Raw genomic sequence first — 26,351 nt, 5'->3', positions numbered from 1 at the left:
GGAGAATGGTGCTTGGTATGTTTAGCATTCAATTTAAGACGTTTGCAGGTTTTGCTAGGAAATGCTTCTGCCAGTTCTCCGACAACCTGCTAGAGCTATCACTCAATGAGATTCAGTCCCCAGAAGAAGCCCTGCAACTAAATGAAATCCGAGAATTTCTGGTTGTGGGAAATTACGATGGCGAACACAGTATTTTCTTCTCGCATTGTTCACCTAAGACGCTGAAAGATAGCGATCGCTTGTATGAGGTTGCATTGGATCTCGCTTCTGAAAAATGTGGTCATTCCATAAGTAGAGAAGACCTGATTGTACACACTAAAATTCGTGCTGTTCATGGAGGCGGGGTATCAGCAACTATTCAGTGGTTCTTGTGTTCTCAAGAGCATCCACCAACGGTTTCTTTTTCAATTCGCAAACTAGAGATACGAAAAGCATGGGAACGGGTACGGCAATTGCAGACTGAGGACGTAACAGTATATGGAAAAATCCTTAAGAAAACTTCGAGGGGTGCATTAGTGAAAATTGAGGGTTTGCGTGGGACAGTTCTTACTTATGTTGATAAGCATAGGGAGGAATTGTTAGTAGGAGAGGAATTTCCACTCAATATTATAAAAGTGAGAGAGGACTGTAATCATGTAGTACTGCTAAATCGTTCTGTTTCAATTAGACTCAGACAGTTGCAGGTTGGTCAGCTTGTTAGCGGCACCATACGGCGTATTAAAGAGTATGGTGTGTTTGTTGATATTGGAGATTTATATGCCTTCTTGCCAACCTCAAAAATGTTCCATCCATCTGTTGACCATCCAAACCAATTTTTCAAAATTAATGACCATTTAAAGGCAACGATCATTAAAATAGATCCTGAAAACGGTCAAGTTATTCTAGAGAGTTGTGGAAGTTAGGTATCACAACACAATTCTAGTGCAACGGACTGCTAAAAGCCTCTGATACTAAGTTCAAGTGCTTATCCAAACCGTATTAAAATGTATTTGACATTTAAACAAACATAGCTGTGATGTTTTTCATAAAAATTGCCAAGGAGAAAAAACAATGATACAGCCAGTCATTTTAGAAAAATTAGAAGAACCCCTGCCAGTGTTAACTAGAGAAAAAATTGAATCTGCTGAGGCTGTTTTCTTTAGTATTGCAAGTCTTTGGGAAAACGTACTTTGCTGACGCTCCAGCAACGTTCATTAGAGTTAGGCTTTCGAGTCGATTTGTTCCATTCAATAATGATTTCTGGATTAGCTTCACTCCAAAACTGATGCGGGCAAAGTTTTACTACTCGCTTCATTTGCGTTTCATCTCATTAATGCTTACTTAAATTGTGCGATCGCCAAAGTCAACAGTGGTTAGCAGTAGTTATTATGTGCTAACAATGTTTCACTTTAAAAGCACATTATTAATACATTATTCATCGTAATTTGTATAAATTAACTGTTCATGAACCCCTATTCAAAACCCAGCCTCCACAACTGTACCCACCAAACACGCTTTATTCAAATTAACACCACTCAAATTTGTACCTTCTAACTCTGCACAGAGTAAATTCGCTCCCGTCAAATTCGCCCCTGCCAAATTCGCCCCCCGCAAGTCAGCTTCTTCCAAGTTTGCTTCACTCAACAAAGCCCCTTGCAAATCGGCGCGACTCAAGTCTGCACCTTTGAGATTTGCCCCTGTCAGGTTTGCACCCCGCAAGTCAGCACCGCGCAAATCAACACCTTGCAAGTTCACATTCATTAAATTGGCACCGCTTAAGAAAGCACCTACCAATGACACATCACTAAGTCTTGCTCCCATCAAGTTAGCGCCACGCAAGTTACTACCCCGCAAGTCAGCGCCAGTTAAATCTGCTTGCATCAGGTTTGCTCCCATCAAGTTCGCCCGCAAGTCAGTTTCTTGGAGGTTCGCCCCCATCAAATTTGCTCCCTCCAAATGTCCACCTTCGAGTTTGGAAGCGGCGAAATTAGTGCCAACAAGGGTAGCACCAGCAAGATTAATCCGGCTTAAATCCAGTCGAGAGAGTTCCTCGTCTTCTAAATTTGCCCCTGGAAGTTGTTTGAGTTTTCCTAATTTAATGGCTTCAATATTCATGTAAAGTAACTACCAATCTCTTCACTGATCTTGCTGTGGCTATCCCATTGAGAATCAAGTATCCAGATGCCAGCGCTGAATTTGGGTGTCATCAAGGGTAAGTCGAGTCCCTGTTGTAAACCCATAACTAATAAAGCTAGGGTATCTACAAGTTTAGGGTCAAAGCGGGTAGATTGTTGCTGTCTGCACTCATCTAAAGCTTGAGTAAATATCTGTTCCCGGCTTTGATTTGACGATTTTCGCTCATTGACTCGCCACTGAAAGTCTGCCAATAATGACAAAATTCTCGACTCTAAGGGAATTTCATCTCCAGCCAAACCTGCTGGTTCTCCTGTACCATTCCACCACTCGGTTTGGTGAGTGATAATTTGGGCAACCGCTCGTAGTCGTGGCATAGTTCGCAATACTTGTGCCCCCGGTACTAAGGGACAAGTTAAGGGACAACTGGGGGCATCTTCTTGGTAGCGTGTGGATATACCATCTGTGAGAACGCTTTCTGCTTTTTGTAACGGATCTATGCGATGTAACAAAGCTGCTAGCCGTAATCTCTTAATCTGCCATGCGGGAAGATCCAAAAGTTGGCCGATCGCTTCAGCTAGTACAACCACTTCCGCAGCTGCCATTGGATTGTTGACATCTGCCATATCCATCAGTTGCGCCATTCGCAAAAAGGCTTGGATTTCGTTAGAAACCAAGTTGCGATCTAGGGTTTGTTGGTGAGACGCTGTAGGAATGGATAAATTATCTTGCCCAGTCTGGAGGTAATCTACTACACGGGAGACAACTGCACCTAAATTTTGGGATCTGTCCATTGACGGTACAATTTGTTGTTTATCGGCTGTGAGTTTTTGTGCCAATTCTGGGTTGTATTTTTTTATGTGAGCGATCGCTATTTCTGCTGTCTCTTGCACTAACTGTGGCTCAAATGTCCACAAGCCATAGAATTTGCGCTCTAAGTCTGATGTCGGGACTCCAGTACTGCCATAATCAGCCTCCGATAATTCTTGACAAATTACCATTGCTGTGTATTTAGGCGATAAAATAATTAAGTGCCACTCCTGAGCTACTGGATCGACTGAATTTAATGCCACTAAGTCTACATTGGGTAAAAGGCTTGTGGGATGTTCAGCAAAGCCAGATTCAGCAGCAGCCATAATCACAATTTCGGCGCTGCGCTGGGCGATATCTGCATATCGCCCGGCTTCTTGTAGGTACCATTTCCCCTGTTGGAAGGCTGAGATTACTAGGGGTGTACCGTCGTCGGTTAAGATATGGTCTTCTAGAGCATGGCACAGGGCAACTAAGGTATTTTTGTAGTAAACACCGAATCGTATTGGCCTGGTGGTGTGGCGATGGGCTGTTTCTAGCTTTTGTAGGATTGAACCTTCTAACATGGGATTGGGAGAAAATAACCGCAGAGGGGGAGTGATTAGGGTAGGGGTAAGGCGCGAGACAAGGAGATGAAATTTGCTCTTATTTAATTTTGCAAATTTTATCAAACAGCTGCTAACTGTTTATCTTTTGTCTCTATTGGTGCAGAAAGTGCTGCTTCTAAGTCGGCACAACCTAGTTTTTCTTCTAAGATTTTCATGACTTCGCGTCCGAAATCGTTAGGGTTTTGTTGCCAAGCTTGCAAACAGACTTCTCCAAAGAATGAACCAAGAGGTTCGGGATTCCAGAGGAGTTTTTTGGCTGTCCACGGCATTAAACTCATTGGATCATACCCTGGTTTGAGGATGCCTTCTTTGAAGGCGTATTCTTCTAAATGGGTATGGGGTTGCAATCCAATAAAGAAAATGGCAGGTTCAACTTTATCAGCACCAAAAATTCGTTCTAATTCGCGGTGGTAGGCGATAGTTTGGCGGATAGTTTCGGGACGTTCGTCAATGACGTTAAAGGAGTAGTTGACGGAAACCAAATCATTAAAACCAGCTGCTTTTAAATCGCGGCAGTTTTGTAAGACGGTTCGCAGGTTATACCCCATCCGCATTTTCCGCACGAGTTCTTGAGAACCACTGGTAATGCCGATTTCAAAGTAGTTCATCCCGGTTTTGGCCATCAAGTCGCACAACTGGGGTGTCAAATTGTCGGCTCTAATATATGCTGCCCAGTGGATATCTGTCATACCAGAATCGACGATTTTTTGCAATAGTTCTATGGCATCGTCGATAAATTTTCTGGCTGGGATGAATTGGGCATCGGTAAACCAAAAGTTGCGAATGCCGCGATCGTATAATTGGCGCATCTCAGCCACTACTTCATCTGCTGGGTTGATGCGGACTTGTTTACCTTCAACGACGGTGTAGACGCAATAGCAGCAGTTATGAGGACAACCACGCTTAGTTTGTACACCTATATAAAAGTCTTCTTCTTGCAGGTAAAAGTTAAATTCCGGCCAGATGCTTTCGATATAGTCGTAGTTACAAGCTGTTTTTTCTAGTGGAGTGGGTTGTTCGTGAATTAGCCTTTCCCGTGGTTGAGTTTCTCCTGCAACGTAACAGCGTTCATCTCGAAAATCTTTGCCACCTAAAAGTTTTTCTAAGAGGGTTTCCCCTTCACCCACCGAAATAATTGTCCCTTGGGGTAAGCTCTTACCCAACTGTTCGTAAAAGACACTGACTGCACCACCACCAACAACTACACGGGCATTAGAATTATATTTTTGGGCACGCTTTAAACCGCGTTTGATTAAGCCCTGATTGCGCCATAATTCTACATAGTAAGCGATGAAGATTCGCAAACCGCCGAATCCTCCGCGTAGTTTCAATAGAGGATTCTTCGCGTAGTAGAATTCAAAGGCGTTTTGTAGTGGGTTCCCACCGCGTCCACCAACTGGGGCATAAATTTGAATATCACGCCACGAAAATACTAGCAGTGTCGGTTTAAATTCATCGATACACCGATCCAAAGCAGAACTGTAGTCTAAAGGTGGCACTGTTCCTAAATCAAAAATTCGCTGTTCGATATTAGGAAACTGTTTATGGACATGATCGCTCAGGTAGACAACCCCAATGGGAAAGATAGGGTTACAAGGAAGGCGAACGTAAAGAATTCGATTTTCCATCATGGGTGTTTTGACTTCCATCTTGCCAATCTCTGGGGAAAGCGAGATAAATTCCAGTTTTAAAGCGTGTTTTTGTTTTGGCTGCTCTTAATCTGTGACAATCTTGCTTGACATTGAAGCCCATTATTGATATGTGTGAAACTTGTGTTCACAGATGTAAAAATCAATAAAATTGCTTTCTATACCAAACGCATGGGATCAAGAGAAGTTTTATGAAGACATTTTTCATATAGCTTTACGATAACATCGAGTTCATTCATTAAGCGATGATCTCAGGGTTTTAATCCTGCAATAGATGAAACACAAAAATACACTCCTGAACTAGGCTCAAGCTAAGGGGATCTTCGCCATAGCTATCTTTTAATTATCTGCCCTAAAGAAGTTAAAGATTTTTTGCCAGAAATTAAAAATTCAAAGATGTTCACATAGTGTACAATTGCAAACAAAGCATAAATTTTTACAAAATTTTTATAAACTGCGATATATCTTAATAGTGAAAATAATCTATAAAAGTTCAGTTGGTAGTCGGAGCTACAGCAACTGGGGATCAGGCAATGCTAGGCTTGGCTAGTGTAATGTAAAATTGTGGCGTAAAGCTCCTCAGCAGTTATGGCTCAAATATTAGATCCTCTACCACCTGAGCAATCGGGAAAAATTCTCTGCTGCTACATTAATGCCACGAGCAAAATACAGGTAGCTCGCATCTCCAATATTCCCAACTGGTACTTTGAAAGGGTTGTTTTTCCTGGACAACGTTTAGTGTTTGAAGCTCCGCGAAAAGCTCAATTGGAGATTCATACAGGGATGATGGCAAGTGCAATTTTATCCGATAAAATTCCGTGCGATCGCCTAATGCTCGACGAACCCAGCGTTTATGAGTTTGATACAGACTCATCAGATGAAAATGACCTTATTAATACCAGGCCTATGGTGCAGCAAATTAATACAAAAATCGGAGATACTACAAAACCCTTACAATTCCTTGGTTTCGCATCGGTTGATTAAAAAAAAAATTTACTAAATTTAAGGGTTGCTAATTCAGCAGCCTTTTTTGTTTATTATTTATTGAGAATTGGGCATTGAAAAGAGGCAGAGGGGATAAATTCTTCTCCCGTTGCTCCCTGCATCCCCTGCTCCTTCAATTACAATCAATCTTATGAATCTGCCTTCATTTCTTTGGTTGTGGAAAATTGCCGCCTGGTCAATGGGGTTGTCCCTGCTGGCATATCTGATGTTAGCAGTCACTGGCGTTTGGATGTTTCGCGCGAGAACTTCGCAGCAATTCCCTTTTATTACCCCATTTATGGGCGGAAATAAAGGGGTGCGATCGCTCCACTATACAATGGGCATCAGCATGGTAAGTTTAGTACTACTACTGCTAGCGATCGGCATTGTTGGCACTCTCGGTCACTTTGGCTCTTTAGGTCACTCATCACATTTAGTTGCTGGATTAATAGTAGTAGCATTAGTTTTACTATCTGCTTTCAGTGCGACGCAAATTAGTGCCAGACAACCTTGGGCTAGACCCTTACACATCGGCGTAAATATTATTCTATTTATAGGATTTGCCTGGGTATCCCTTACTGGTTGGATTGTAGTGCAAAAATATTTACCCTAAAAAATTACGAATTACGAATTATTAAAGTGGCATAGCTTATATACGGCAGGCGAGGTATGACATAGACCTACCGTACAATGAAGAAAAGCATTGTAATTGAGCCGTGACAGCAAACTCAGCTAATATTTCAGCTTCTATTTTTCGTCTGTCTCCTTTGATTCGGATGACGCTGCTGAGTCTATACATAGCACTCACAGTTCCATTACCCTTCTTATCGCAGGTAACAGCTGCACCCGTACCCCCAGAATTATTGTGGATAGGGATTAGCATCGGCTTCGTTGCCTTGTATGCTGTATTGACTGAACGAGTAACGGTAGATGACCAGGGAATTCAAGTTACTTACCCCGCCTGGGTACCTAGCTTTTTTCGTAGAGGCTGGTTTTTACCTTGGTCAGAAGTGAAAGAGTTAAAACCCCGCACCACTGGTCAAGGAGGAATAGTTTATTACTTTGTCAGCCAGGATGGGAAAGCTTATTTACTCCCGATGCGTGTAGCCGGATTTGCTCGTTTCGTGCAAATTGTCCAAGCAAAGACGGGCATTGATACTACAGATGTTCGCCCTTTAGCGCAGCCGTGGATGTACTTGATTTTACTAGTATTCACGCTGCTGTTACTATTGGTCGATGGCTGGGCGATCGCTACAGCTTTAACTACTAGACAATTAACTTAAAATAGGCATTGGGCATGGCTCAAGAATCAATCAATAGTTTCTTCCCCTGCCTCCCCTGCTTCCCCATCTCCCCACTCCCCACTCCCTTGAATACAGCAAAAGCCACACTCAGGCTAGAGCAAATTAATCTGTTTACGAAGCTGAAAACCCAACTTCCAGGCAATCAGCAAGGATACCCCATATTGCAAGATATCTCCTTGGAGGTATTCCAGGGCGATGGCTCCGCCAACGCCTGCGGCGAACGCATTGCAATTGTAGGGCCAGTTGGCGCTGGAAAAACTTCGTTATTACGACTCCTCAACCGCCTCATTGAACCCAGTAGTGGCAAAATCTATCTAGAAAACCAAGAATATCGCCAAATTCCCGTCATCCAGCTACGCCAGATGCTTGTACTTGTATTGCAAGAATCGAAGCTGTTGGGGATGACAGTTGGGCAAGCCTTGGCTTATCCTTTAGTTTTGCGTGGTTTGTCCAAACAGACAATTGAGCAACGAGTCAGTCACTGGACAGAACAACTGCATATTCCCAGTGAATGGTTAGGGCGAACAGAGGTGCAACTTTCTGCTGGACAACGACAACTAGTAGCGATCGCTCGTGCCTTAGTCATCCAGCCTAAAATATTATTATTAGACGAGCCAACCTCTGCCCTTGATGCTGGTACAGCCTCTCATCTAATGCAAGTCTTAACCCAGTTAAGTCAAACTCATCAAACCACGATTTTGATGGTAAACCACCAACTGGAACTAGCCCAGATGTTTTGTACTCAGTTATTACATCTACACCAAGGTCATTTATTGGCAAATCAAAAAGTCTCTGAAATAAACTGGGTTGAATTACGAGAAAGCTTAATTCAAGCAGAAGCTCAAGACGATTTTGGATTTTAAATTTGGATTAGTCAATCGTCATTGGGCATTAAGAGTGCTGAGTACTGAGTGCTGAGTTAAGAGTTAAGAGTTATCACTCATCTCCCTCATCTCCCTTGTCCCCCACCCACTCCCATCACACACTACTAAGCGTTGAACGTTGATTATTAAATCTCTCTCTAGCTAACTTTGTTGTTTGTGATTGTGAAATATTGCTATTCAAAATTTCCATGTTAAAACGGTATCCTACATTGCGGATAGTTTGAATCAAATTGGGTTGGCGAGGATCAAGTTCAACCTTTTTCCGCAGCGATAAAACGTGAGTATCAATGGTACGAGGGTTATCGATAGCATCAGGCCAAGCACGACGCAGTAATTCTGACCTACTCAGAGGTACTCCCCCAGCTTGTGCCAAAACGTACAGCAAACTGAATTCTTGGGGCGTTAAGTCAATAAACTCCCCTTGGAAACGGACACGGCGCTGAACTAAATCGATTTGCAAAGTGCCATAATCCAAGTAAGCTGGTGCAGTAGGTGTGCGCTTCCGGCGAATTAGTGCCTCTACCCGTGCTAAAAACTCTTGCATTCCAAAAGGTTTGCTCAGATAATCATCTGCGCCCGCCTTTAAACCTGCGACAATATCACCTTCACTATTACGGGCAGATAGCATTAAGATTAGAGGTTGTTGCTGATGATGCAACCAACGACAAAACTCAATGCCATCACCATCAGGCAGGTCTGCATCTAAAACTACCAGTGTTGGTTGATGGCTTAAAAATACTTCCCTTGCTTGATAAATGCTGGCAGCTTGATGCACACGGTATTCTAGTTGTTGCAAGTGCCAACCCAGCAACGACCTCAGATGGGGATTCCCCTCAATGATTTCTATACAAACCGAACCCACAGTGGCAAGACCCCTTAGCGTCGATGACTTTCAAAGTAACAAGCTCATCTCTAAGGTTTTGTAGCCTTTGTTACTTCAATAGCTATTACCTTTACATTTCCTCATAAAAATAGTGGCAATATCTTTGAATTTATGCCTTGCCGAAGGCAATTAGAAATATTCTTAAATTTTTATTAAATTAATCAAAATATTTGTTAAACTTATGAAAAGTTCTTCTAGCTTAACATTCTGCTTTTAGATGGATATCATCTTGCCAAGAACTATAGCCTAAGCAGCTAGCTTTTACTACAACAGTTTTTTAACATGATGATAAAAGTGGATTCCTATCTTGCAGAAATTAGTTTCTACACCCACGAATATATCACCAATACAATTGGGCTGAAAAGTTATGAAAATCATAAAAAGAACTTAGCAGATAACTAGAATCGATGTTTTCTGGAATAGGATTAAAATAGCTTGTAGCTGCTAGGAGGGTACTGCCCAAAGTACATGTGTTGACTTTGAGTTAATGCCAAAGTGAAATTACAGTTCACATTTGAGCGTAAATCATTTACAATTCTCATTCCAAAGAGTTTAATACAGCAGTTATGCTCCAAGACACACAAACCATCCGCTATTACCAAAGACTCACCGACGCCTTCGTCGAGTTATGGAATCGCGGTTATCGCACGGATGACATGCGGATGTATTTGGATGGATATCTAGCCGCATTACGACATGGCAATATTCTTGAACCTATCCTGATTCATCGCTTAGAAGAGGAAGCCAGCCGCTACTTGTACGATGGATCAAATTTTGCAGTGCCACAACCACAGCCACTACGCGATTACTACTAAGTAGTATTTACCTAGTCGTTGAAAGTAATCGTTAATTACCGCAGATGATTATAGCATATTATCTGTATTGGTCAACTTGTGCCGTGGTGTGAGATTTGGAAATATTGTATTGATAAAACGCATCCCCTCAGCCTTATATTGGTCTTGCCAATGCGACTGAGGGGATTGTTGACTACCCCTGAAATCAATTCCAACACAGAGCAAGTATTTTTTTCATAAACCCATAAAAAACCCTTGAAAGGGGAAATACAAGTTCTCTGACCTTTCAAGGATATTAAAAATGGCAATTTGCCTTGATTGCAAAACGCTAATTTAGCGGCATCCCTTCTGGTTTGCGTCAAGAAATATTACGAGGCTAAAGCTACCTCTACCTTTTGCTGCAATTCACCTTTTTGGTACATTTCAATCAAAATGTCAGAACCGCCAACGAATTCACCATTGATATACACTTGGGGAATTGTCGGCCAGTTAGAGTATTCTTTAATTCCTTGGCGGATTTCAGAATCTGATAGAACGTCAATTGTCTCGAAGGGAACACCCAAGGTATTGAGAATCTGCACAACGTTGTTGGAGAAACCACATTGGGGCATTAATTTGTTTCCCTTCATGAAAACCATAATCTTGTTCTGTTGTAGCAAGTTATCAATTTTCTCTTTGAGTTCTGGCGTCATGGTATTTGTGTTTCCTATGTTACATTCAACGATGACAAGTGAGAAGTTAAAAATTCATAACTCCTAACTCCTAATTCCTAACTCTATGTTTAGGAAGCTGGTGTTGCTTGCCAAGATTCAGGAGTATATGTTTTTACTGCCAAGGCATGAATTGCTTCAGTTGACATAGCTTGCCCCAAAGCACCATAAACTAACTGGTGCTGTTGCACTAGTCCCTTACCAGCAAAGTGCGATGAAACTACTGTTACCTGATAGTGGTCACCGCCACCAGTCAAGTCTTGCACCTGAACCTGAGCGTCTGGCAGTTCCGCCTTGATCATTGCCTCAACCTGCTGCGGACTAATCATCGCTATTCCTGAAAAACTTACTTTTCTATTATTAACAGATATGGAGCAATGGCTGTGCCAAGTTCAGGTTTTGGCAAGGCTAGAGATAAACGCAGCTCTGAGGTGGATTTTTGAGGACGCTGCCTCAAAGCTACCGTAGATAATCCTATCCTAGCACTGGAAAGTTCTCAAGCTGCTGCTTAGGCAGATGGGGGAGCAGGAGGAGTAGCGGAAAAATAGACAAGAAAAATTTGGCGTTGCTGATTTCATGTATGAAAACGATTCTGCATAATATCAAAATCCTTGTAGAGACTAGCAATTGCAACGTCTCTACATCTGGATTCATACCGCAATTCAGCAACGCCAAAAATTTAATTTATTTTTTTGGGGATGAGGAAGATGAAGCACCACCTTCTCTAGGATAGGGAGAATCAACAAAACCCAATTCAAACAACTGTTTATAGGCTTTCTTACCTAAATCGCGCGTGGGATTTTGACTCTTAATTATTTGAATCAACAACGGTACAGCTAATTCTGGCTGATTTTGGGCGCGATGTACCAATGCTAGCTGAAAGGTGGCTTCATCTCGCTTTTGCGCTGTTACTAGAGCTTTTTGACGCTGAGAATCAGAAACTCTATTGTCAATTCCCGAAAAGCTAGAGTTTAATTCTTGATAAAAATTAGATAGCTGATTATAAACCTGGCGTGCTTCTTGTAGTTTCTTGACAGCTAAGGGGTAGTTTTGAGCAGAAACGGCTTGGTCTGCCTCTTTCACTAAGCGATCGCCACCTTCAATGCTCAAAAGGCTGTTACTTTGGGTTATGGGGCGCAGGTTATTGGGATCGTTGGGGTCGATGGGTTGTGGGCTAGTAGTGCCTGGTAACTGTGATACCTGAGCATTCACAGGTGATAGCAGGCTGAGGACTGCTATGACTGATAAAAGAGTACGGCGCATCAAGGTAACAGCGACAGCAGTGTTCATGGGGTCAAGTAGTGCAACGACTATACAGAAAAGTTATGGAAACTTCGGGTATCTTAACTCTGTTTTGGTCTTGGACAAAGCAAAGCTGCATCCTAAGTTTCTCTGATTTAGACTGAAAATCGGTTTAATAGAGTTCCCATTGCCCCTGTATACTAATTAACTAAAATCGTTGTTATGAGCGATCGCGTTAATTCCTCTGATTTTTTAATCATCGGTTTACCAGCAAGCAACTTGGGAGTAGTTTGACAACGCCGTGGTGAAGAGTTGATTTAAGAAAAAGTTTTAGACTGTTTCACCATCCGTCCCGCTACCGACTTTCCTCCGCAATAATTATCTCAGGTTAAGTGAGATATTCGGCATGAGAATCTTCACACGATGCTTGAAGTATTTGCGATCGCTTCCATCGGGTGTGAAATGCGATCGCACCAAACCATTTAAACATAGCGATGTCCCCAGTCCGCGCTTCCCAAAATTTTGTTTTTACCAGTCATGGTTACAAAATCATGGAAAATCTCAAGACTTTCATTTAATTATTTGACTAAATAGTAAGAATATTTATCATCAACTAAGTCAGTTGTTTCAAGACATTTATTAGCTATTGGCTCAAAAAAATGCCAATTTGGCTAAATACCCTATTAAAAGAGGGTAATCTATATGTATACATCTTCAAACGTTGCAAACAAGCCCTAATGTTTTGTGACGTACGTACTCAGGATGAATATAGCAAGCAATCAGTGTCAAACGTTGAAAACGCCCAGTTTGTTAATCATCATGCACGGTTAATACTCAATGGGTAAGAGCCAGTCTTGGGACTCTTGACGTTTGACGATATCAAGAATTAGTAATTTCTGCAAATGCACGATTAGTAATTTTTGTTTCTTGATGGCTTAACTGTTGCAGTGCCTTTGCTAAATCAACTGTGATGCTTTTAGCATCTTGTTTTATACAGCCACTCATGTAATCCTTTACTCTGATTGGGGAGCCAATGTCAATACTCACATCTGTACCCCAATTTGGATAAGGTTGGCTGTAATTAATGCCTATGGGTATAATTTTCACTCCCAGCCCCGAATGACTAGATTCAGCACTCAAAGCAAGACGAGCAATTCCCGGCTTCAACTGGTGAACTTGTCCATCACGAAAAATATTACCTTCTGGAAAGATAACCAGGGTTTTTTGCTGCTGAAGTAGCTCAACTCCATGTCGCAGCGTGCGGATTGACGGATGCTTAGAATTTACAGGAAACCCCCCCAAACGTCGAACAAACCAGCCTTGCAAACCTTGGCATTCGTCGATAGTCACCATAAACCGCAGGTCTTGTTCTCTCCGACAATCAACGGTAGCGTAGGGTACGAGCAATGCATCCCAACGCGCCCGATGAGTAGGCGCGAAGATCACAGGCCCAGTTATCGGGATATTTTTTTGTCCGGTTATGTTAATCTGCCCAAAGAATAATGGTAATAGGCACTGACGCCCTAATAAATATGCCAGAGGACTTATCCAAGGAGAAACCCTTGAGGTAGTACCAGCCACCTGATGATTTGCTGGTGTCTGCTGACAGGTATCGGATGAAGAGTAAAATTCCATCATGACGGATGCAGCTGATTGACGGGTAAAATTTAACGAAAAGTCTGATTAGTTACACCGTAGGTTCTCTTGTGTGACTTGTCTGGTACTAGATGGACAGTTTTACCTCTGTCCGTTAGTTTACACTACGCCGCTTAGTAACAAACCAAGCCTGTAATTGCTCACGACAAGCTGACTCTAGAACGCCTCCGATTACCTGTAAGCGGTGATTAGAAGCAGCGCTATCGGGTATGTTAATAACTGTACGAATTGCGCCAGTTTTGGTATCGTCTACTCCGTATACAAGTAGTCCTAGACGCGCTTGGACGATCGCACCTGCACACATCGGGCAAGGTTCCAGAGTTACGTAGAGGGTGCATTCATTAAGATGCCAATTTTGTAAAGTTGTTGCTGCTCTTTTGAGAGCGATAATTTCCGCATGAGCGGTAGGGTCTTTGTCACGCTCTTTTCTATTTTCTCCTTGTGCTAGCAATTTGCCTGTTGAATCAATGATAACAGCACCTACAGGGACTTCACCTGCATCACTTGCTACTTTTGCTAATTCTAAGGCAAAACTCATCCATTGTTGATGTATAAGATATTCTGTGTATTTAGTTAGCATATACTTATCAATATAAAAACTTTAAAATTATGCTCGCCTTTGGACGGACGAGACACTGATGCTACGATAAATAAAAAGTATATAGCGGTTCTCGGTTGTGTAAGTACAGAACTCCACCCCCAAGCCCTTCCCCGCTCTTCGAGAGAGGTTTAAGATATACCTTTTATGATTAGAAAACACTATATAGCCTACAGGCTTGAAGTCTTGCATTACTTAACGTTTGACAATATCCGCTTCGTTGTTATCCCGCCTCGGAATTTATTCCAAGGCTAATAGCTAAAGTCCTCTCAAGAGGACTAAACAAGAATTTCAGTCCACTTGAGTGGACTTGAGCAATTAGCCTAGAACTTAAGTTCTAGGCAGGATGTGCGTCACTACAATACCTTAACTGTTACAAAAATTGGGGTAATGACAAGGACTAGAAATCTCAAGCTAAATAGCAACTTGGGCTAAAAGGGGATCGAGTTGACTTTGTGTGTCTAGTTTATAAAGATCATCGCAGCCGCCAATGTGCTGGTTATTGATAAAAATTTGCGGTACAGTACGGCGTCCGTTAGCGCGTTCTGCCATTTTAGCTCTGGCTGCTTCGTCGCCGTCGATTTTATATTCGGTAAAATTTACACCTTTCCACCACAGCAGCATTTTGGCACGAATGCAGTAAGGACAAGTTTGCCATGTGTAAAGTTCGACGTTGGCTTTAACTCGCTCTGGATGGCGATTTAAAAGGGGGTTAAGAAAGTCCAGCATATTTTTTTAAGCAAGGTTTTAACTATTTCTCTAGCCTAGATCATTGCTGGCATTGATTACCGCATTGGGGCTGGAACCCACTTTTGGAAACCCTCTAAATGATTCCAGTAAGACAAATATCCAGTCAATGCCCAAATTAGAGCGGCTACTATCAGCACTGCTACACCAATTAGCCGCCAAGTTCGGTTGGTTTTCCAATAGAGAGTTGGTGCTGCAAAAATACCTCCTAAGCCAGTTAAAATAAAGCCGATTCCTGATAAAAGTGGTTGCTTTGTCATATTCAAGTTGATGATGCGGATACCCACTACGATCGCAACTGCACCAGCAAAGAAGCCATAAACTGCTATTGTCAACAAATCCCAACCTTGAGCAAGAGAAATCGCAGCTGCAATAAACAAGATTCCAAATAAGACACTTGTCTCACCGAAGGCAATGTTAAAGCTACCCATTACTGGCCAGGTGAAGCTCATGTGTAAACCAGTTGTTAAGGCTATAGCCCCAGTAATTCCGAATCCAGGAATCCACTGTCTCTGATTAGAACTATCTATACCACGATACACATAGTCAGCCAGTAGAAATAACCCGGCTACCATATTGATCAACATTAGTGTGATGTAGTCGATAAACACGATTAACCTCTTGATGCTTTTCTGGGTTGATATGAATTATGCCAAACACTATTACATTTCTAAATATTTAAAACCACAGATAAACACAGATTAACACCCAGAGAAAGCGTAGCAAAATTTAACTACTTTCCACTGGTATCCACCCCTTGGTAGACTATAGCGGACGTTCCACTTCGTAGTTAATGAAAGCCATAGTAAGTCCATACTTTGACGTTCATGGTCCGGCAAAATTCCTCTGGAGAGGGCACTTTATTGAACACCCTGATGTTGCACAAAGAGGTAATCAGATTCGTTTGGGGCTGGAAAAGGCGGAATGTGAGATAGTTTTAGCATCGCAGCCAGAACTTAACGAATCAATGCTGCGTGAATCAATCTTAGCGGTACAAGATCCTGCGTATGTTAACTATCTTGAGAGTGCTTGGGAACACTGGTCAAAAATGGAGAATGCGAGTACCGAGATTTTTCCCAACATTTCCTCAAACCGCCATCTGGCTCAATTCAACGAAAGTCCTGTGGCTCTGGCAGGATGGTACATTGCTGACGGCGCAGCACCAATCGGAGAATACACATGGCGAAACGCACTCGGAAGTGTATCTGCGGTTATTGAAGCAACTTCTGATCTGAAAGCAGGAGAGTTAGTTGTCTATGCCTTGTGTAGACCAAGTGGGCATCATGCTTGCCGGGATATGGCAATGGGTATGTGTTTTTTAAATAACGCTGCGATCGCCACACAAGAGCTTCGCACAAAGTTTTCCCGAATTGCAATTCTTGATATTGATATGCATCATGGTAACGGCACCCAGCAGATTTTTTATCAGCGCAGTGATGTTTTAACAATTTCGATTCACGGTAATCCCACCAACTTTTATCCTTTTTATACAGGCTTTGAAAACGAACGTGGCAGGGATAATGGAGAAGAATGTAACTTGAACATTCCCCTACCTCCTGGAACTAATGAGGCTTCTTATCTACAAGCCTTAGAGAAAGCCCTAGCTGTAGTGTCGTCGTTCAAGGCAGAAGCTTTGGTTGTAGCAACTGGCTTTGACACATTTAAATTAGATCCGCTCGGTTGTTTTGCTCTTGAGTCCACCTCTTACGATCAAATTGGCAGAAAGATTAAGTCACTTGGTTTGCCAACTCTTTTTGTCCAAGAAGGTGGCTACTTCGTTGAAGCCCTAAGTGAAAACGTTCGACAATTAGTCACAGGTTTTAAAAGTGTTTAAGATGGTATAATTTTAACTAAGCATACTTATTTGGATAAAATTTGTAGCAATTATTCTAAATACTTGTCTTTAGATTTGACAGGCTGATATATATAGAAATTATTGAGAATAGTGTCAATAATTTTGGAGTTGACACTTCGTTAACATTTGTAATCGAAATTTGGTAACCGCCCTTTGGTAGACTTAAAGACTGAAATAGCCAGATAAAGCGGCAGAAATTCAAGCAGTTGAGAGGGCAGACTCTGTGGAAAATACACTTGGGTTAGAGATTATTGAAGTAGTAGAGCAAGCCGCGATCGCATCCGCAAAGTGGATGGGTAAAGGCGAAAAAAACATCGCTGACCAAGTAGCTGTGGAAGCTATGCGGGAGCGGATGAATAAAATCTATATGCGGGGTCGCATTGTGATTGGAGAAGGCGAACGTGACGACGCGCCTATGTTATACATCGGGGAAGAAGTTGGTATTTGTACTCAACCAAATGCCGCAGCTCTCTGTAACCCTGATGAATTAATCGAAATTGATATCGCTGTTGACCCTTGTGAAGGTACGAACTTGGTAGCTTATGGGCAACCTGGTTCGATGGCTGTGTTGGCAATTTCTGAAAAGGGTGGATTATTTGCTGCTCCTGACTTTTACATGAAGAAGTTAGCAGCACCCCCCGCAGCTAAAGGCAAGGTAGACATCAACAAGTCAGCAACAGAAAACCTCAAGATTCTTTCTGAGTGTCTAGAGCGCTCTATTGAAGAACTTGTGGTCGTGGTTATGAAGCGCGAACGCCACAACGATTTAATTAAAGAAATCCGTGAGGCTGGAGCGAGAGTCGCCCTAATTTCAGACGGTGATGTGGGTGCAGCTATAAGCTGCGGTTTTGCTGGAACTAATATCCACGCGCTGATGGGTATCGGTGCGGCTCCTGAAGGTGTAATCTCAGCAGCAGCAATGCGTGCTTTAGGTGGACACTTCCAAGGTCAACTGATTTACGATCCCGCAGTAGTAAAAACAGGTCTGATTGGAGAAAGCAGAGAAGCTAATATTGATCGCTTAAAGTCTATGAATATCAATGACCCCGATAAGGTCTATGATGCTCATGAATTGGCATCTGGTAAAACTGTTCTGTTCGCTGCTAGCGGCATTACCAGTGGTAATCTGATGAATGGTGTACGTTTTTTCAACGGTGGAGCAAGAACTCAAAGCTTGGTAATTTCTAACCAGTCGAAAACTGCTCGATTTGTTGATACAATTCACATGTTTGGTGAACCCAAGACTCTCCAACTGAACTAATTTTTAGGGAATGGGGAATGGTAAAAGTAGAGGCGAAGCATTTGGAAATAAATCTTTCTACAAAATGGAAAAATATTCACCAAAATGCTTTACCCTTACAGTAGTTAGTAGTTAGTAGTTAGTGATTAATAGTTGTTTATTGCTGGGGATAACTACCAACCAATAAACAAAAATTCCCCATTCCCTATTCTCACTCAATGCCCTATTATCAACTACCAACTAGTAACTACGATTTAGCAAATGAATATAGCAGTGGTGGGGTTAAGTCATAAAACAGCCCCAGTAGAAGTCCGGGAAAAACTGAGCATTCCAGAACCACAAATTGAAAGTGCGATCGCTCAACTGGCCAGCTATCCCCATATTGACGAAGTTGCAATTCTTAGCACTTGTAACCGCTTAGAAATTTACATTGTTACCAGTGAAGCAGACCAAGGTATCCGGGAAGTAACGCAGTTTCTTGCGGAATACAGTAAATTACCCGTACTTTCTCTGCGACAACATTTATTTATGCTTTTACATGATGATGCAGTGATGCACGTTATGCGGGTAGCAGGTGGTTTAGATAGTCTGGTACTCGGAGAAGGTCAAATTCTGGCTCAGGTGAAAACTACTCACAAACTGGGACAGCAATATAACGGTATAAAAACCATTTTGAATCGATTATTTAAACAAGCGCTGACAGCTGGTAAGCGGGTTCGCACTGAAACTAGTATTGGTACTGGTGCTGTCTCTATTAGTTCGGCAGCTGTAGAGTTAGCGCAGATAAAAGTAGCAAATTTAGCAGCTTGCCGTGTGGTAATTTTAGGCGCTGGTAAAATGTCGCGCCTGCTGGTGCAACACCTAATTTCTAAGGGTGCTGTGCAAATTAGTATTGTAAATCGCTCACGCGATCGCGCTCAAGAATTAACAAAGCAGTTCCCTCAGCAACCGATCGAAATTCATCCGCTATCGGAAATGATGACTATAATTGCTAATAGCGATTTAGTATTTACAAGCACTTCAGCAACAGAGCCAATACTTGACCGTGCCAAGTTAGAAATGGTTTTAGAAGTTCAGCGCTCTTTAATGTTATTTGATATTTCTGTACCGCGTAATGTTCATGCGGATGTAAATGAACTGGAAAATGTGCAAGCATTTAATGTGGATGATTTGAAGGCAGTAGTAGCGCAAAACTACGAAAGCCGTCGAAAGATTGCACAGGAAGCAGAACGACTTTTAGAGGAAGAAGTGGAAGCTTTTGATATTTGGTGGCGCTCTCTTGAAACTGTTACGACTATTAGCTGTCTGCGAAATAAAGTCGAAACTATCCGCGAACAAGAGTTAGAAAAAGCTTTGTCGAGATTGGGTTCGGAATTTGCAGAAAAACATCAAGAGGTGATTGAAGCATTAACGCGGGGAATTGTCAATAAAATTTTACATGACCCGATGGTACAATTGCGATCGCAGCAAGATGTGGAAGCTAGACGGCGCTGTATGCAAACTCTGCAAATGCTGTTCAACCTGGATGCAGAGGAACAATTTAGTTAAATTTAACAACAAAATCCCCAGCTTCTGTGAGAATTTGGGGATCTGAGCTTTTCAATTAGATATACTTCTAATTAGATAGATGTCTAATTAGAAGTTAGTTATACAACCACAGCAATTTAACATCTTACTCCGCTTTTTTAAGGCAAAATCATAATAAAATTGCTTTGAATTTAGCTGCATCCTTAAAAGTTGCTTTAAGGAGCAATAGGCAAGTTTATAAAGGTGCTGTCTATAAAAGTACAGTCCCTTTTTGAGCATGATAATTGAAACCAATTATTTTGTACGAGCGCTGTTAATTAGGTTTTGTGGAGTTCCCCAAATCTTGATTTGTTTATCAAATCCACCACTGGCAAGAATTTTACCATCAGGACTAAAAGCGATCGCACTCACCCAGTCTGTATGTCCGCTCAGTGTATTTATTAACTCACCTGTAGTTAAATTCCATACTTTAATGCCATCTCTGCCAGCACTAGCAAGGGTTTGTCCATCGGGATTAATGGCGATCGCATTCACCCAGTTATTATGGCCTGTGAGGGTGCGGATTAATTCTCCAGTATTAATATTCCATAGTTTGACTGTGCGATCGCGGCTAGCAGTAGCTAATGTTTGTCCATCTGGTGTAAAAACCACACTACTAACAGCATTATCGTGAGCGACAAATTGACTGATTAATTTACCAGTACTCAAATTCCACAGCTTGATTACACCCTTATTATCACCACTAGCTAAGGTCTGCCCATCAGGACTAAGGGCTAGGGTATAAATCAAATTGTCAAAACGTACTAGAGTACCAAGCGGGCGCTGCTGTAGCAAATCCCAGATCCGAATCCCATCTAAAGCTCCACTGATAAGAACTTTACTATCAGGAGACACCACTAAAGATAATACGTTACTGGTATGTCCAACAAAAGAGCGGGTAAATTTAAAATTTTTCAGGTTCCAGAGGTTAATCGTGTTGTCATCACTACAGCTAGCGAGGGTTTGCCCATCTGGTGAAATCACTAAAGATTCTATAGCTGTTTGGTGTGCTTTATTAATATTCGCCAACTTTTTGCCATTTGCTAAGTTCCACAGGCGAATTACACCCTCGTTTTCTGCGCCTCCACTCACCAGAATTTTGCTATCTGGCGTGAAAGCGAGGGATTTAACGGTTCCGGTATGTCCTATGAGTGTGTAAAGTAGTTGGGCATTAGCAAAGCTGTTGGTAGTTTGGGAGTTTGGTGTTACCTCAATGGCAGCATGAGCTTCATGAATATAAAACCCTTGCCAGGTAGTCACTGGAAGGGCAACAGCTGCCATAAACGCCAGGATAATATACGGGCGTAGAAAATTACCCCCACCTCTTCCCTCACTACTCACTCTTTTTCCTCACTTTTATAAATATGGTTACTCAAATCAATTTTGCAGAGTTATTTAAGTAATAACTCTGCACTTCCTAGAGAGGTGGTTTTTTCTTAGAAACGCTTAACATTGGTAAAGGCGCACTAGAAGAACGAGAGGGTAAATAGTGTTGCACTACAGGTTCCTCTGGTAGAGGACGACGCTGCTGCAAACGCCACAACTTAAAAGCTAGCGCTATCCCTGTTGTTCCCAAACCAAAAGCGAACAACGACCAGCTATCATTCAGTCCACCAATCAGGGCATCTATAGCGCCCATCGTCATCAATACACTGATTAGTGGCTCTTTTCGGTAGGTTGACTTCAAAAAACGAGGTAATACAGCATTCATCACAGCTTGGTTGGTTCCAGTTCACCTTTTGTGTATATTTAGCAAGAATACCTCACCCGTAATTTGCCTTTCTCATTCAAGGCAGATACAAATTATGATTTTCTTTAGTACGGGAGGAAGTGGACTCATTAATCGCCTTGTATATATTAGTAGAGTGTGGCGGAACTTTGCCTACGTTTAACTATGGGATTTTACCCCTTGTCAAGTCTTGTTAATTGACATAGTAGCTGGATTCCACCCTACTGTACTAGTTGCAAGTCTATAATATTTCTATAACTAATAAATATTTCTATTCCTCTCTTGCTTACATTCTAGGGCAATAATTTACGAATAAGTCTAATTAAAGGATCTAGGGTGAAGTCCTTAGCTATCAATTGTTAAAGTCAAAACCAACTGGTTGTTCCAGCTGGTTGAAACTCTTTTAATTACTAGCTTACAACTTCTACCTTGTGCTTGTTAGTGGCACTACTTCAGACCCAGCCATGATAGCACCCCTTGATTGGTGACGTATTCAATCACCAGCAGCAAAGCGAAGCCAATCATTGCCGCTCGACCATTCAACCGTTCAGCATATTCGTTAAAGCCAAACTTAGGCTCCTCTAATTTAGGTGTAATCGTTGGTTGTGTTTGTGTCATTTTTAAAAAACCTTTTTTCGGCAAACGGGACTTGATATTAGACTTTGCAGCAGTTGTCGAAGATAAGCGGCAAAAGTTAAAGGAATAGACTTGTTCTTTTACCCTTAACTTTTACCTTTGACTTGGTAGCTTATCTGACTTTTCAGGGTGGAAAACCTCACTTCTATTCTCTGTTCTTTTAAGGAGAGAGACTTTGAATTTTCCCCTTCCCCATTGATAAGGGAGTCAGGAAGTTAGATTTTTCTTGGGCTTTTCCAGATAACGTGAAAAGTTAAGGTAGCTTAAAAGCTGATTGCAGTACTTGAATGTCAAGATGACTTGATAAATTCAGCAAAAGCTTCCTAGTAGGGAGCTATACAATCGGTCTTTTAATAAATTGTTACTATTCTTTATATATTGTATAAATACTGGGGCAATAGTCAAGGGTAAGAGTTTGGAGCTACTCAGATTAAATTGAGAAACTTAGGACACAGATTAATTATCTCTAATACAGCTATCTGTAATAGACCAGTCGTAAGACAAAAGTAGCAAGCTTGAAATTCGCAGGCTACAGTTAAACAAAAAAATTATCAGAGGCGATATATGGAAATTGGCGTTCCCAAGGAAAATAAAGATCAAGAATTTCGGGTAGGTTTAAGTCCTTCTAGTGTGCGGGTACTGCGAGAAAATGGTCATAGCATCTTTGTCGAGACGCAAGCAGGTAATGGTGCTGGATTTTCAGATGACGACTACAGAAGTGCTGGAGCCGAAATTGTCCCTACATCAGAAACGGCTTGGAATCGGGAATTAGTTGTTAAAGTCAAAGAGCCTCTGACATCTGAGTATAAATTTTTGCAGAAAGGGCAGATATTATTTACTTATTTACATTTAGCAGCCGATCGCAAATTGACAGAGCATTTAATTGATTGTGGCACAACTGCGATCGCCTACGAAACTGTAGAACAACCTGGTGCAAACAGACTACCCTTGCTCACTCCCATGAGTGTTATTGCCGGTCGGCTAGCAGTACAATTTGGGGCGAGATTCCTAGAACGTCAGCAAGGTGGTAGAGGAGTTCTTTTAGGTGGTGTACCTGGAGTCCAACCTGGTAAAGTAGTAATTTTAGGTGGCGGCGTTGTCGGTACAGAAGCAGCTAAAATTGCTGTGGGCATGGGTGCTAGCGTCCAGATTTTAGATGTGAGTGTCGAGCGTTTATCTTATTTAGAAACCTTGTTTGGCTCTAGAGTCGAATTGGTTTACAGCAACTCTGCTCATATTGAAGCCGCACTCATTGAAGCCGATTTGCTCATCGGTGCAGTTTTAGTACTGGGACGGAGAGCGCCAATATTAGTATCCCGCGAATTGGTCAAACAAATGCGTCCTGGTTCTGTAATAGTTGATGTAGCCGTTGACCAAGGTGGTTGCATAGAAACTTTACACCCTACATCCCACACCAATCCAGTATACGTTGAAGAGGGTGTGGTGCATTATGGCGTTCCCAATATGCCAGGAGCAGTACCTTGGACAGCAACCCAGGCACTCAATAATAGTACATTACCTTATGTAGTCCAGTTGGCGAATTTGGGAATTAAGGCACTGGAAGTTAACCCAGCATTAGCTAAGGGTGTGAATGTGCAGAACCATCGCTTAGTGCATCCTGCTGTACAAGAGGTATTCCCTGATTTGGTAAATTAAGGCGTGCAAAGATTAGGCGATCAGTAATTAGACTAATTTTCTTGCCAAATGCGCGGATGGGTAGGTGTACAAAATGATAAGGAGCAAAAAAGGCTGTACGCTCCATGTATACAAGACTTTCAGGGCAATGGTACTTTTAAACCATCCGCGCACCTTATAAGGACTAGGTTTCAGCGATTTGCATGTTGTTATACAACTATTCCTTGTGCTATGATTCGTTCATTCGCGCAACTGCACCTTGAAAACCAAATACAACAGGGCTTTCAAACCCCAGCGATTGCAATTCAATAAAATCCCTATTAGGGATTGAAACGTATCACCACTTGGCAATGAAAGATATGTAGAGATATTGCAATTCAATAAAATCCCTATTAGGGATTGAAACAACAGGAGGCGCGATCGCTTGCCGTAATATTTCACATTGCAATTCAATAAAATCCCTATTAGGGATTGAAACTTTATAATGCTTACGAATCATTAAGTAAAGCTTCATTGCAATTCAATAAAATCCCTATTAGGGATTGAAACCCATCTATAGTGTAATCCCTAGAAAACACTGCTTATTGCAATTCAATAAAATCCCTATTAGGGATTGAAACTAAATACTTCTTCTATAACTGATTCCATAGAGCAATTGCAATTCAATAAAATCCCTATTAGGGATTGAAACAAAAGGATTGACATGGTAAGGGCAAAAAGCGCAATTGCAATTCAATAAAATCCCTATTAGGGATTGAAACTTCGCCTATTTCATTTCTAATTTGATAAATAGGAAATTGCAATTCAATAAAATCCCTATTAAGGATACTAACATTGCGATCGCCCACTTTATTTACGTAGAAAATAATAATTTTAATTGTTATATTTGACATAGATTTTCTGGTTAAATCTATTTTTTAAAGCATCACTAAACTACCATCCACTTCTTCTTCAAGTTCATAACCATTAGCCAGTTTTTCAATGGCTTGGTCAATCATTGCCAAACCCTGATCTACCTTTTCAACCAAACTTAGCTGTCCTCGGAGTTCGGCAGCACCAACGAAACCTTTAGCATACCAAGTCATGTGCTTACGGGCTTGACGTACACCGCGATCGCCTTTATATTCCCATAAGGCTTGTAAATGATCTCTTGCACATTCCAAGCGCTGAATCGGGGTTGGTGACGGTAATATTTCCCCAGTTTTTAAAAAGCGATCAATTTCTCCCACCAAAAACGGATAACCCAAAGTTCCACGGGAACACATCACACCATCAGCGCCAGTTTGTTCTAAACATTTCACCGCTGCTTCAACGGAAAAAATATCTCCGTTCCCAATCACTGGGATAGAAAGCACTTCTTTCACACGGGCAATCCATTCCCAACGGGCATTGCCATTGTATCCTTGGGCGCGAGTGCGTCCGTGGACTGTGATCATTTTCGCCCCTGCATCTTCCATCCGCTTGGCAAAGTCGAGAATAGTAATTTCGTTATCATTCCAGCCAATCCGGGTTTTTACTGTCACAGGCACATCAACAGCTTTTACCACTTCCCGCACAATTGCCTCTGCTACTTCTGGTTGCCGCAACAACGAAGAACCACCACCATTTTTAGTGATTTTATTTACCGGACAACCCATATTAATATCAACAGTATCAGCACCTTCGGCAACTGCCTTTATTGCTGCTTCTGCTAAGAAATCTGGACGGCAATCAAATAATTGAACGCTAATTGGGCGCTCATTTGGGTCTACCTTTATGATTTTGGGTAACTGCTTGACATAATGCAACCCTGTAGCATTCACCATTTCGGTATACATCATCGAATCTGGCGCATAGCGACGCACAATCCGGCGAAATACCATATCTGTCACCCCAGATAGAGGGGATTGAAGAACCCGACTTTTTACCTCAAACGAGCCAATTTTGAGGGGTTGGGAAAGTCTAGCTTGGAGAATGGGAGAGAGCGAAATCATATAAAAAATAAAAAATTAATGGTAGTGGAAAATAGCAGAAATATTTAGAGGTATCTGCGATGGGGGTAATTGTAGGTTACGTATCCTGACTTGGAGGCTGTTTTTGCATTTCTTGTTGAATATCTTCTAGGCTCAAACCTAACTCTTTCGCTGTTTCTTCAAAACTCAATCCCAATTTCAACAACAAAGGGATCATTCTAAACTTTTCTTCACGCGCTCCTTCTTGTTTGCCTTCTTGCTTACCTTCTTGCTTGCCTTCTTGCTTGCCTTCTTGATAAACTCGTGTTTGTTTCAAATCGCTTAACCCAAACATACCTTCAATCTCCTCTCGACTCATTGTCGGAAACTTGTAAACCAAAATTGTCTCTATTAATTCTAATAACTGCCGCCGTTGTGGTTCAATATTGATTTCTTGCTGGGTTCTCTCTATTAACTGCCTAGCAGATGTAATTGCTGTCTCCTCTTCATCGACCACTAATTTCATCGTAGCAATTCCAATTGGTAATGATGCAGTTTCACCTAATTCATTAAGATAAATGCGACTAACGCGCCCACTTGTGAAAAATTCACTGTAATTTCTGATATCTGCTGTATCTAAACTGCGATTGGGATAGATAACTACTCCTCGCCAATAATTTTTAGGGTATCGGCTCAATAAGTAGGGGTAGCGCAAGAAAATTATGATCTTAGAGGTCGCGGCATTATAGAATATGACACATGACGCAAAAGCAGTTGA

At 41.7% G+C, this 26,351-nt stretch carries 27 protein-coding genes and 1 CRISPR repeat array; of the genes, 11 read left to right on the top strand and 16 right to left on the bottom strand.

Going from position 1 to position 26,351, the window contains the following annotated elements:
* Positions 1-5: 5 nt before the first annotated feature.
* Together V7K25_RS14685 and V7K25_RS14680 are read left to right on the top strand one after the other, a co-directional pair.
* Positions 6-902, top strand: a complete 897-nt coding sequence (locus V7K25_RS14685; RefSeq protein WP_335159061.1) for a S1 RNA-binding domain-containing protein — start codon at positions 6-8, stop codon at positions 900-902.
* A 148-nt stretch (positions 903-1,050) separates the two neighbouring features.
* Positions 1,051-1,176 (top strand): hypothetical protein, encoded by a 126-nt coding sequence (locus V7K25_RS14680; RefSeq protein ID WP_335159059.1) that lies wholly within the window; start codon positions 1,051-1,053, stop codon positions 1,174-1,176.
* Between the two features lie 279 nt (positions 1,177-1,455).
* Here V7K25_RS14680 and V7K25_RS14675 read toward each other — a convergent pair whose 3' ends face one another.
* From V7K25_RS14675 to V7K25_RS14665, 3 genes are all read right to left on the bottom strand, one after another.
* The gene (locus V7K25_RS14675; protein WP_335159057.1) at positions 1,456-2,094 is read right to left on the bottom strand and encodes a pentapeptide repeat-containing protein; all 639 of its coding nucleotides are present in this window, start codon (positions 2,092-2,094) and stop codon (positions 1,456-1,458) included.
* Positions 2,091-3,488 (bottom strand): DICT sensory domain-containing protein, encoded by a 1,398-nt coding sequence (locus V7K25_RS14670; RefSeq protein WP_335159055.1) that lies wholly within the window; start codon positions 3,486-3,488, stop codon positions 2,091-2,093. Before V7K25_RS14670 ends, V7K25_RS14675 begins: the two co-directional genes overlap by 4 nt.
* A gap of 101 nt (positions 3,489-3,589) precedes the next feature.
* Positions 3,590-5,179, bottom strand: coding sequence for a photosystem II high light acclimation radical SAM protein (locus tag V7K25_RS14665; protein ID WP_335159053.1), 1,590 nt, complete (start codon positions 5,177-5,179; stop codon positions 3,590-3,592).
* Between the two features lie 588 nt (positions 5,180-5,767).
* Here V7K25_RS14665 and V7K25_RS14660 point away from each other — a divergent pair.
* From V7K25_RS14660 to V7K25_RS14645, 4 genes are all read left to right on the top strand, one after another.
* The gene (locus V7K25_RS14660) at positions 5,768-6,163 is read left to right on the top strand and encodes a DUF1830 domain-containing protein (protein WP_335159051.1); all 396 of its coding nucleotides are present in this window, start codon (positions 5,768-5,770) and stop codon (positions 6,161-6,163) included.
* 151 nt (positions 6,164-6,314) lie between these two features.
* The gene (locus tag V7K25_RS14655) at positions 6,315-6,776 is read left to right on the top strand and encodes a DUF4079 domain-containing protein (RefSeq protein WP_335159049.1); all 462 of its coding nucleotides are present in this window, start codon (positions 6,315-6,317) and stop codon (positions 6,774-6,776) included.
* 103 nt (positions 6,777-6,879) lie between these two features.
* Positions 6,880-7,446 (top strand): hypothetical protein, encoded by a 567-nt coding sequence (locus tag V7K25_RS14650; protein WP_335159048.1) that lies wholly within the window; start codon positions 6,880-6,882, stop codon positions 7,444-7,446.
* Positions 7,447-7,460: 14 nt separating this feature from the next.
* Positions 7,461-8,330: an ABC transporter ATP-binding protein gene (locus V7K25_RS14645; protein WP_335159046.1), complete on the top strand. Its 870-nt coding sequence runs from the start codon at positions 7,461-7,463 to the stop codon at positions 8,328-8,330.
* 115 nt (positions 8,331-8,445) lie between these two features.
* Here the strand turns inward: V7K25_RS14645 and V7K25_RS14640 are convergent, their stop codons facing one another.
* Positions 8,446-9,213 (bottom strand): response regulator transcription factor, encoded by a 768-nt coding sequence (locus V7K25_RS14640; RefSeq protein WP_335159044.1) that lies wholly within the window; start codon positions 9,211-9,213, stop codon positions 8,446-8,448.
* 587 nt (positions 9,214-9,800) lie between these two features.
* On the opposite strand from V7K25_RS14640, the gene V7K25_RS14635 reads away from it, so the two are divergent.
* Positions 9,801-10,049, top strand: a complete 249-nt coding sequence (locus V7K25_RS14635; protein WP_334884950.1) for a DUF6761 family protein — start codon at positions 9,801-9,803, stop codon at positions 10,047-10,049.
* 347 nt (positions 10,050-10,396) lie between these two features.
* On the opposite strand, the gene grxD is transcribed toward V7K25_RS14635, so the two are convergent.
* The 7 genes from grxD to V7K25_RS14600 form a co-directional block, all read right to left on the bottom strand.
* Positions 10,397-10,720, bottom strand: coding sequence for a Grx4 family monothiol glutaredoxin (gene grxD, locus V7K25_RS14630; RefSeq protein WP_109011199.1), 324 nt, complete (start codon positions 10,718-10,720; stop codon positions 10,397-10,399).
* A gap of 89 nt (positions 10,721-10,809) precedes the next feature.
* Positions 10,810-11,067 (bottom strand): BolA family protein, encoded by a 258-nt coding sequence (locus tag V7K25_RS14625; protein WP_100899811.1) that lies wholly within the window; start codon positions 11,065-11,067, stop codon positions 10,810-10,812.
* A gap of 355 nt (positions 11,068-11,422) precedes the next feature.
* On the bottom strand, positions 11,423-12,028 hold the full coding sequence (locus V7K25_RS14620; RefSeq protein WP_335159041.1) for a hypothetical protein: 606 nt from the start codon (positions 12,026-12,028) through the stop codon (positions 11,423-11,425).
* A gap of 831 nt (positions 12,029-12,859) precedes the next feature.
* Complete coding sequence (locus tag V7K25_RS14615) at positions 12,860-13,618, bottom strand: lysophospholipid acyltransferase family protein (RefSeq protein WP_335159039.1); 759 nt, start codon at positions 13,616-13,618, stop codon at positions 12,860-12,862.
* A 112-nt stretch (positions 13,619-13,730) separates the two neighbouring features.
* Positions 13,731-14,216 (bottom strand): tRNA adenosine(34) deaminase TadA, encoded by a 486-nt coding sequence (gene tadA / locus V7K25_RS14610; protein ID WP_335159037.1) that lies wholly within the window; start codon positions 14,214-14,216, stop codon positions 13,731-13,733.
* 432 nt (positions 14,217-14,648) lie between these two features.
* Positions 14,649-14,963 (bottom strand): glutaredoxin 3, encoded by a 315-nt coding sequence (gene grxC / locus V7K25_RS14605; protein ID WP_335159035.1) that lies wholly within the window; start codon positions 14,961-14,963, stop codon positions 14,649-14,651.
* 56 nt (positions 14,964-15,019) lie between these two features.
* Complete coding sequence (locus V7K25_RS14600) at positions 15,020-15,592, bottom strand: DUF981 family protein (protein WP_335159033.1); 573 nt, start codon at positions 15,590-15,592, stop codon at positions 15,020-15,022.
* A gap of 182 nt (positions 15,593-15,774) precedes the next feature.
* Between V7K25_RS14600 and V7K25_RS14595 the strand changes: the two genes are divergently transcribed.
* The 3 genes from V7K25_RS14595 (at position 15,775) to V7K25_RS14585 (ending at position 19,624) form a co-directional block, all read left to right on the top strand.
* On the top strand, positions 15,775-16,815 hold the full coding sequence (locus V7K25_RS14595) for a histone deacetylase family protein (RefSeq protein WP_335159031.1): 1,041 nt from the start codon (positions 15,775-15,777) through the stop codon (positions 16,813-16,815).
* Between the two features lie 244 nt (positions 16,816-17,059).
* Positions 17,060-18,097: a class II fructose-bisphosphatase gene (glpX, locus tag V7K25_RS14590; RefSeq protein ID WP_335159029.1), complete on the top strand. Its 1,038-nt coding sequence runs from the start codon at positions 17,060-17,062 to the stop codon at positions 18,095-18,097.
* A gap of 240 nt (positions 18,098-18,337) precedes the next feature.
* On the top strand, positions 18,338-19,624 hold the full coding sequence (locus tag V7K25_RS14585) for a glutamyl-tRNA reductase (RefSeq protein WP_335159027.1): 1,287 nt from the start codon (positions 18,338-18,340) through the stop codon (positions 19,622-19,624).
* 273 nt (positions 19,625-19,897) lie between these two features.
* On the opposite strand, the gene V7K25_RS14580 is transcribed toward V7K25_RS14585, so the two are convergent.
* The 3 genes from V7K25_RS14580 to V7K25_RS14570 form a co-directional block, all read right to left on the bottom strand.
* Positions 19,898-20,923, bottom strand: coding sequence for a WD40 repeat domain-containing protein (locus V7K25_RS14580; protein WP_442948087.1), 1,026 nt, complete (start codon positions 20,921-20,923; stop codon positions 19,898-19,900).
* A 136-nt stretch (positions 20,924-21,059) separates the two neighbouring features.
* Complete coding sequence (locus tag V7K25_RS14575; RefSeq protein ID WP_335159023.1) at positions 21,060-21,353, bottom strand: hypothetical protein; 294 nt, start codon at positions 21,351-21,353, stop codon at positions 21,060-21,062.
* Positions 21,354-21,818: 465 nt separating this feature from the next.
* Positions 21,819-21,989, bottom strand: a complete 171-nt coding sequence (locus V7K25_RS14570; RefSeq protein ID WP_094331136.1) for a chlorophyll a/b-binding protein — start codon at positions 21,987-21,989, stop codon at positions 21,819-21,821.
* Positions 21,990-22,571: 582 nt separating this feature from the next.
* On the opposite strand from V7K25_RS14570, the gene ald reads away from it, so the two are divergent.
* A complete protein-coding gene (gene ald, locus V7K25_RS14565) occupies positions 22,572-23,663 on the top strand; it encodes an alanine dehydrogenase (protein WP_335159020.1) in 1,092 nt (363 codons plus the stop codon).
* Between the two features lie 276 nt (positions 23,664-23,939).
* Positions 23,940-24,475: direct repeats of the CRISPR family, unit length 37 nt; unit sequence ATTGCAATTCAATAAAATCCCTATTAGGGATTGAAAC.
* Positions 24,476-24,559: 84 nt separating this feature from the next.
* On the opposite strand, the gene dusB is transcribed toward ald, so the two are convergent.
* Together dusB and V7K25_RS14555 are read right to left on the bottom strand one after the other, a co-directional pair.
* Positions 24,560-25,615: a tRNA dihydrouridine synthase DusB gene (gene dusB, locus V7K25_RS14560; protein ID WP_335159017.1), complete on the bottom strand. Its 1,056-nt coding sequence runs from the start codon at positions 25,613-25,615 to the stop codon at positions 24,560-24,562.
* Between the two features lie 76 nt (positions 25,616-25,691).
* The coding region (locus tag V7K25_RS14555) for an Rpn family recombination-promoting nuclease/putative transposase (protein WP_335159015.1) at positions 25,692-26,351 on the bottom strand (660 nt) is incomplete at its 5' end.

Source organism: Nostoc sp. (assembly GCF_036919495.1).
In the GTDB taxonomy this organism is placed as follows: Bacteria; Cyanobacteriota; Cyanobacteriia; order Cyanobacteriales; family Nostocaceae; genus Nostoc.
Note: the sequence above shows the minus strand (reverse complement) of the source record. Positions and strands in the feature narration are given on the sequence as shown.

Excerpts from the sequence above, each read along its gene's own strand:
- V7K25_RS14685 (WP_335159061.1), top strand. The coding sequence starts at position 6 with ATGGTGCTTGGTATGTTTAGCATTCAATTTAAGACGTTTGCAGGTTTT.
- V7K25_RS14680 (WP_335159059.1), top strand. The coding sequence starts at position 1,051 with ATGATACAGCCAGTCATTTTAGAAAAATTAGAAGAACCCCTGCCAGTG.
- V7K25_RS14675 (WP_335159057.1), bottom strand. The coding sequence starts at position 2,094 with ATGAATATTGAAGCCATTAAATTAGGAAAACTCAAACAACTTCCAGGG.
- V7K25_RS14670 (WP_335159055.1), bottom strand. The coding sequence starts at position 3,488 with ATGTTAGAAGGTTCAATCCTACAAAAGCTAGAAACAGCCCATCGCCAC.
- V7K25_RS14665 (WP_335159053.1), bottom strand. The coding sequence starts at position 5,179 with ATGGAAGTCAAAACACCCATGATGGAAAATCGAATTCTTTACGTTCGC.
- V7K25_RS14660 (WP_335159051.1), top strand. The coding sequence starts at position 5,768 with ATGGCTCAAATATTAGATCCTCTACCACCTGAGCAATCGGGAAAAATT.
- V7K25_RS14655 (WP_335159049.1), top strand. The coding sequence starts at position 6,315 with ATGAATCTGCCTTCATTTCTTTGGTTGTGGAAAATTGCCGCCTGGTCA.
- V7K25_RS14645 (WP_335159046.1), top strand. The coding sequence starts at position 7,461 with ATGGCTCAAGAATCAATCAATAGTTTCTTCCCCTGCCTCCCCTGCTTC.
- V7K25_RS14635 (WP_334884950.1), top strand. The coding sequence starts at position 9,801 with ATGCTCCAAGACACACAAACCATCCGCTATTACCAAAGACTCACCGAC.
- grxD (WP_109011199.1), bottom strand. The coding sequence starts at position 10,720 with ATGACGCCAGAACTCAAAGAGAAAATTGATAACTTGCTACAACAGAAC.
- V7K25_RS14625 (WP_100899811.1), bottom strand. The coding sequence starts at position 11,067 with ATGATTAGTCCGCAGCAGGTTGAGGCAATGATCAAGGCGGAACTGCCA.
- V7K25_RS14620 (WP_335159041.1), bottom strand. The coding sequence starts at position 12,028 with ATGAACACTGCTGTCGCTGTTACCTTGATGCGCCGTACTCTTTTATCA.
- V7K25_RS14615 (WP_335159039.1), bottom strand. The coding sequence starts at position 13,618 with ATGATGGAATTTTACTCTTCATCCGATACCTGTCAGCAGACACCAGCA.
- tadA (WP_335159037.1), bottom strand. The coding sequence starts at position 14,216 with ATGCTAACTAAATACACAGAATATCTTATACATCAACAATGGATGAGT.
- grxC (WP_335159035.1), bottom strand. The coding sequence starts at position 14,963 with ATGCTGGACTTTCTTAACCCCCTTTTAAATCGCCATCCAGAGCGAGTT.
- V7K25_RS14595 (WP_335159031.1), top strand. The coding sequence starts at position 15,775 with ATGAAAGCCATAGTAAGTCCATACTTTGACGTTCATGGTCCGGCAAAA.
- V7K25_RS14585 (WP_335159027.1), top strand. The coding sequence starts at position 18,338 with ATGAATATAGCAGTGGTGGGGTTAAGTCATAAAACAGCCCCAGTAGAA.
- V7K25_RS14580 (WP_442948087.1), bottom strand. The coding sequence starts at position 20,923 with ATGGCAGCTGTTGCCCTTCCAGTGACTACCTGGCAAGGGTTTTATATT.
- V7K25_RS14575 (WP_335159023.1), bottom strand. The coding sequence starts at position 21,353 with ATGAATGCTGTATTACCTCGTTTTTTGAAGTCAACCTACCGAAAAGAG.
- V7K25_RS14570 (WP_094331136.1), bottom strand. The coding sequence starts at position 21,989 with ATGACACAAACACAACCAACGATTACACCTAAATTAGAGGAGCCTAAG.
- ald (WP_335159020.1), top strand. The coding sequence starts at position 22,572 with ATGGAAATTGGCGTTCCCAAGGAAAATAAAGATCAAGAATTTCGGGTA.
- dusB (WP_335159017.1), bottom strand. The coding sequence starts at position 25,615 with ATGATTTCGCTCTCTCCCATTCTCCAAGCTAGACTTTCCCAACCCCTC.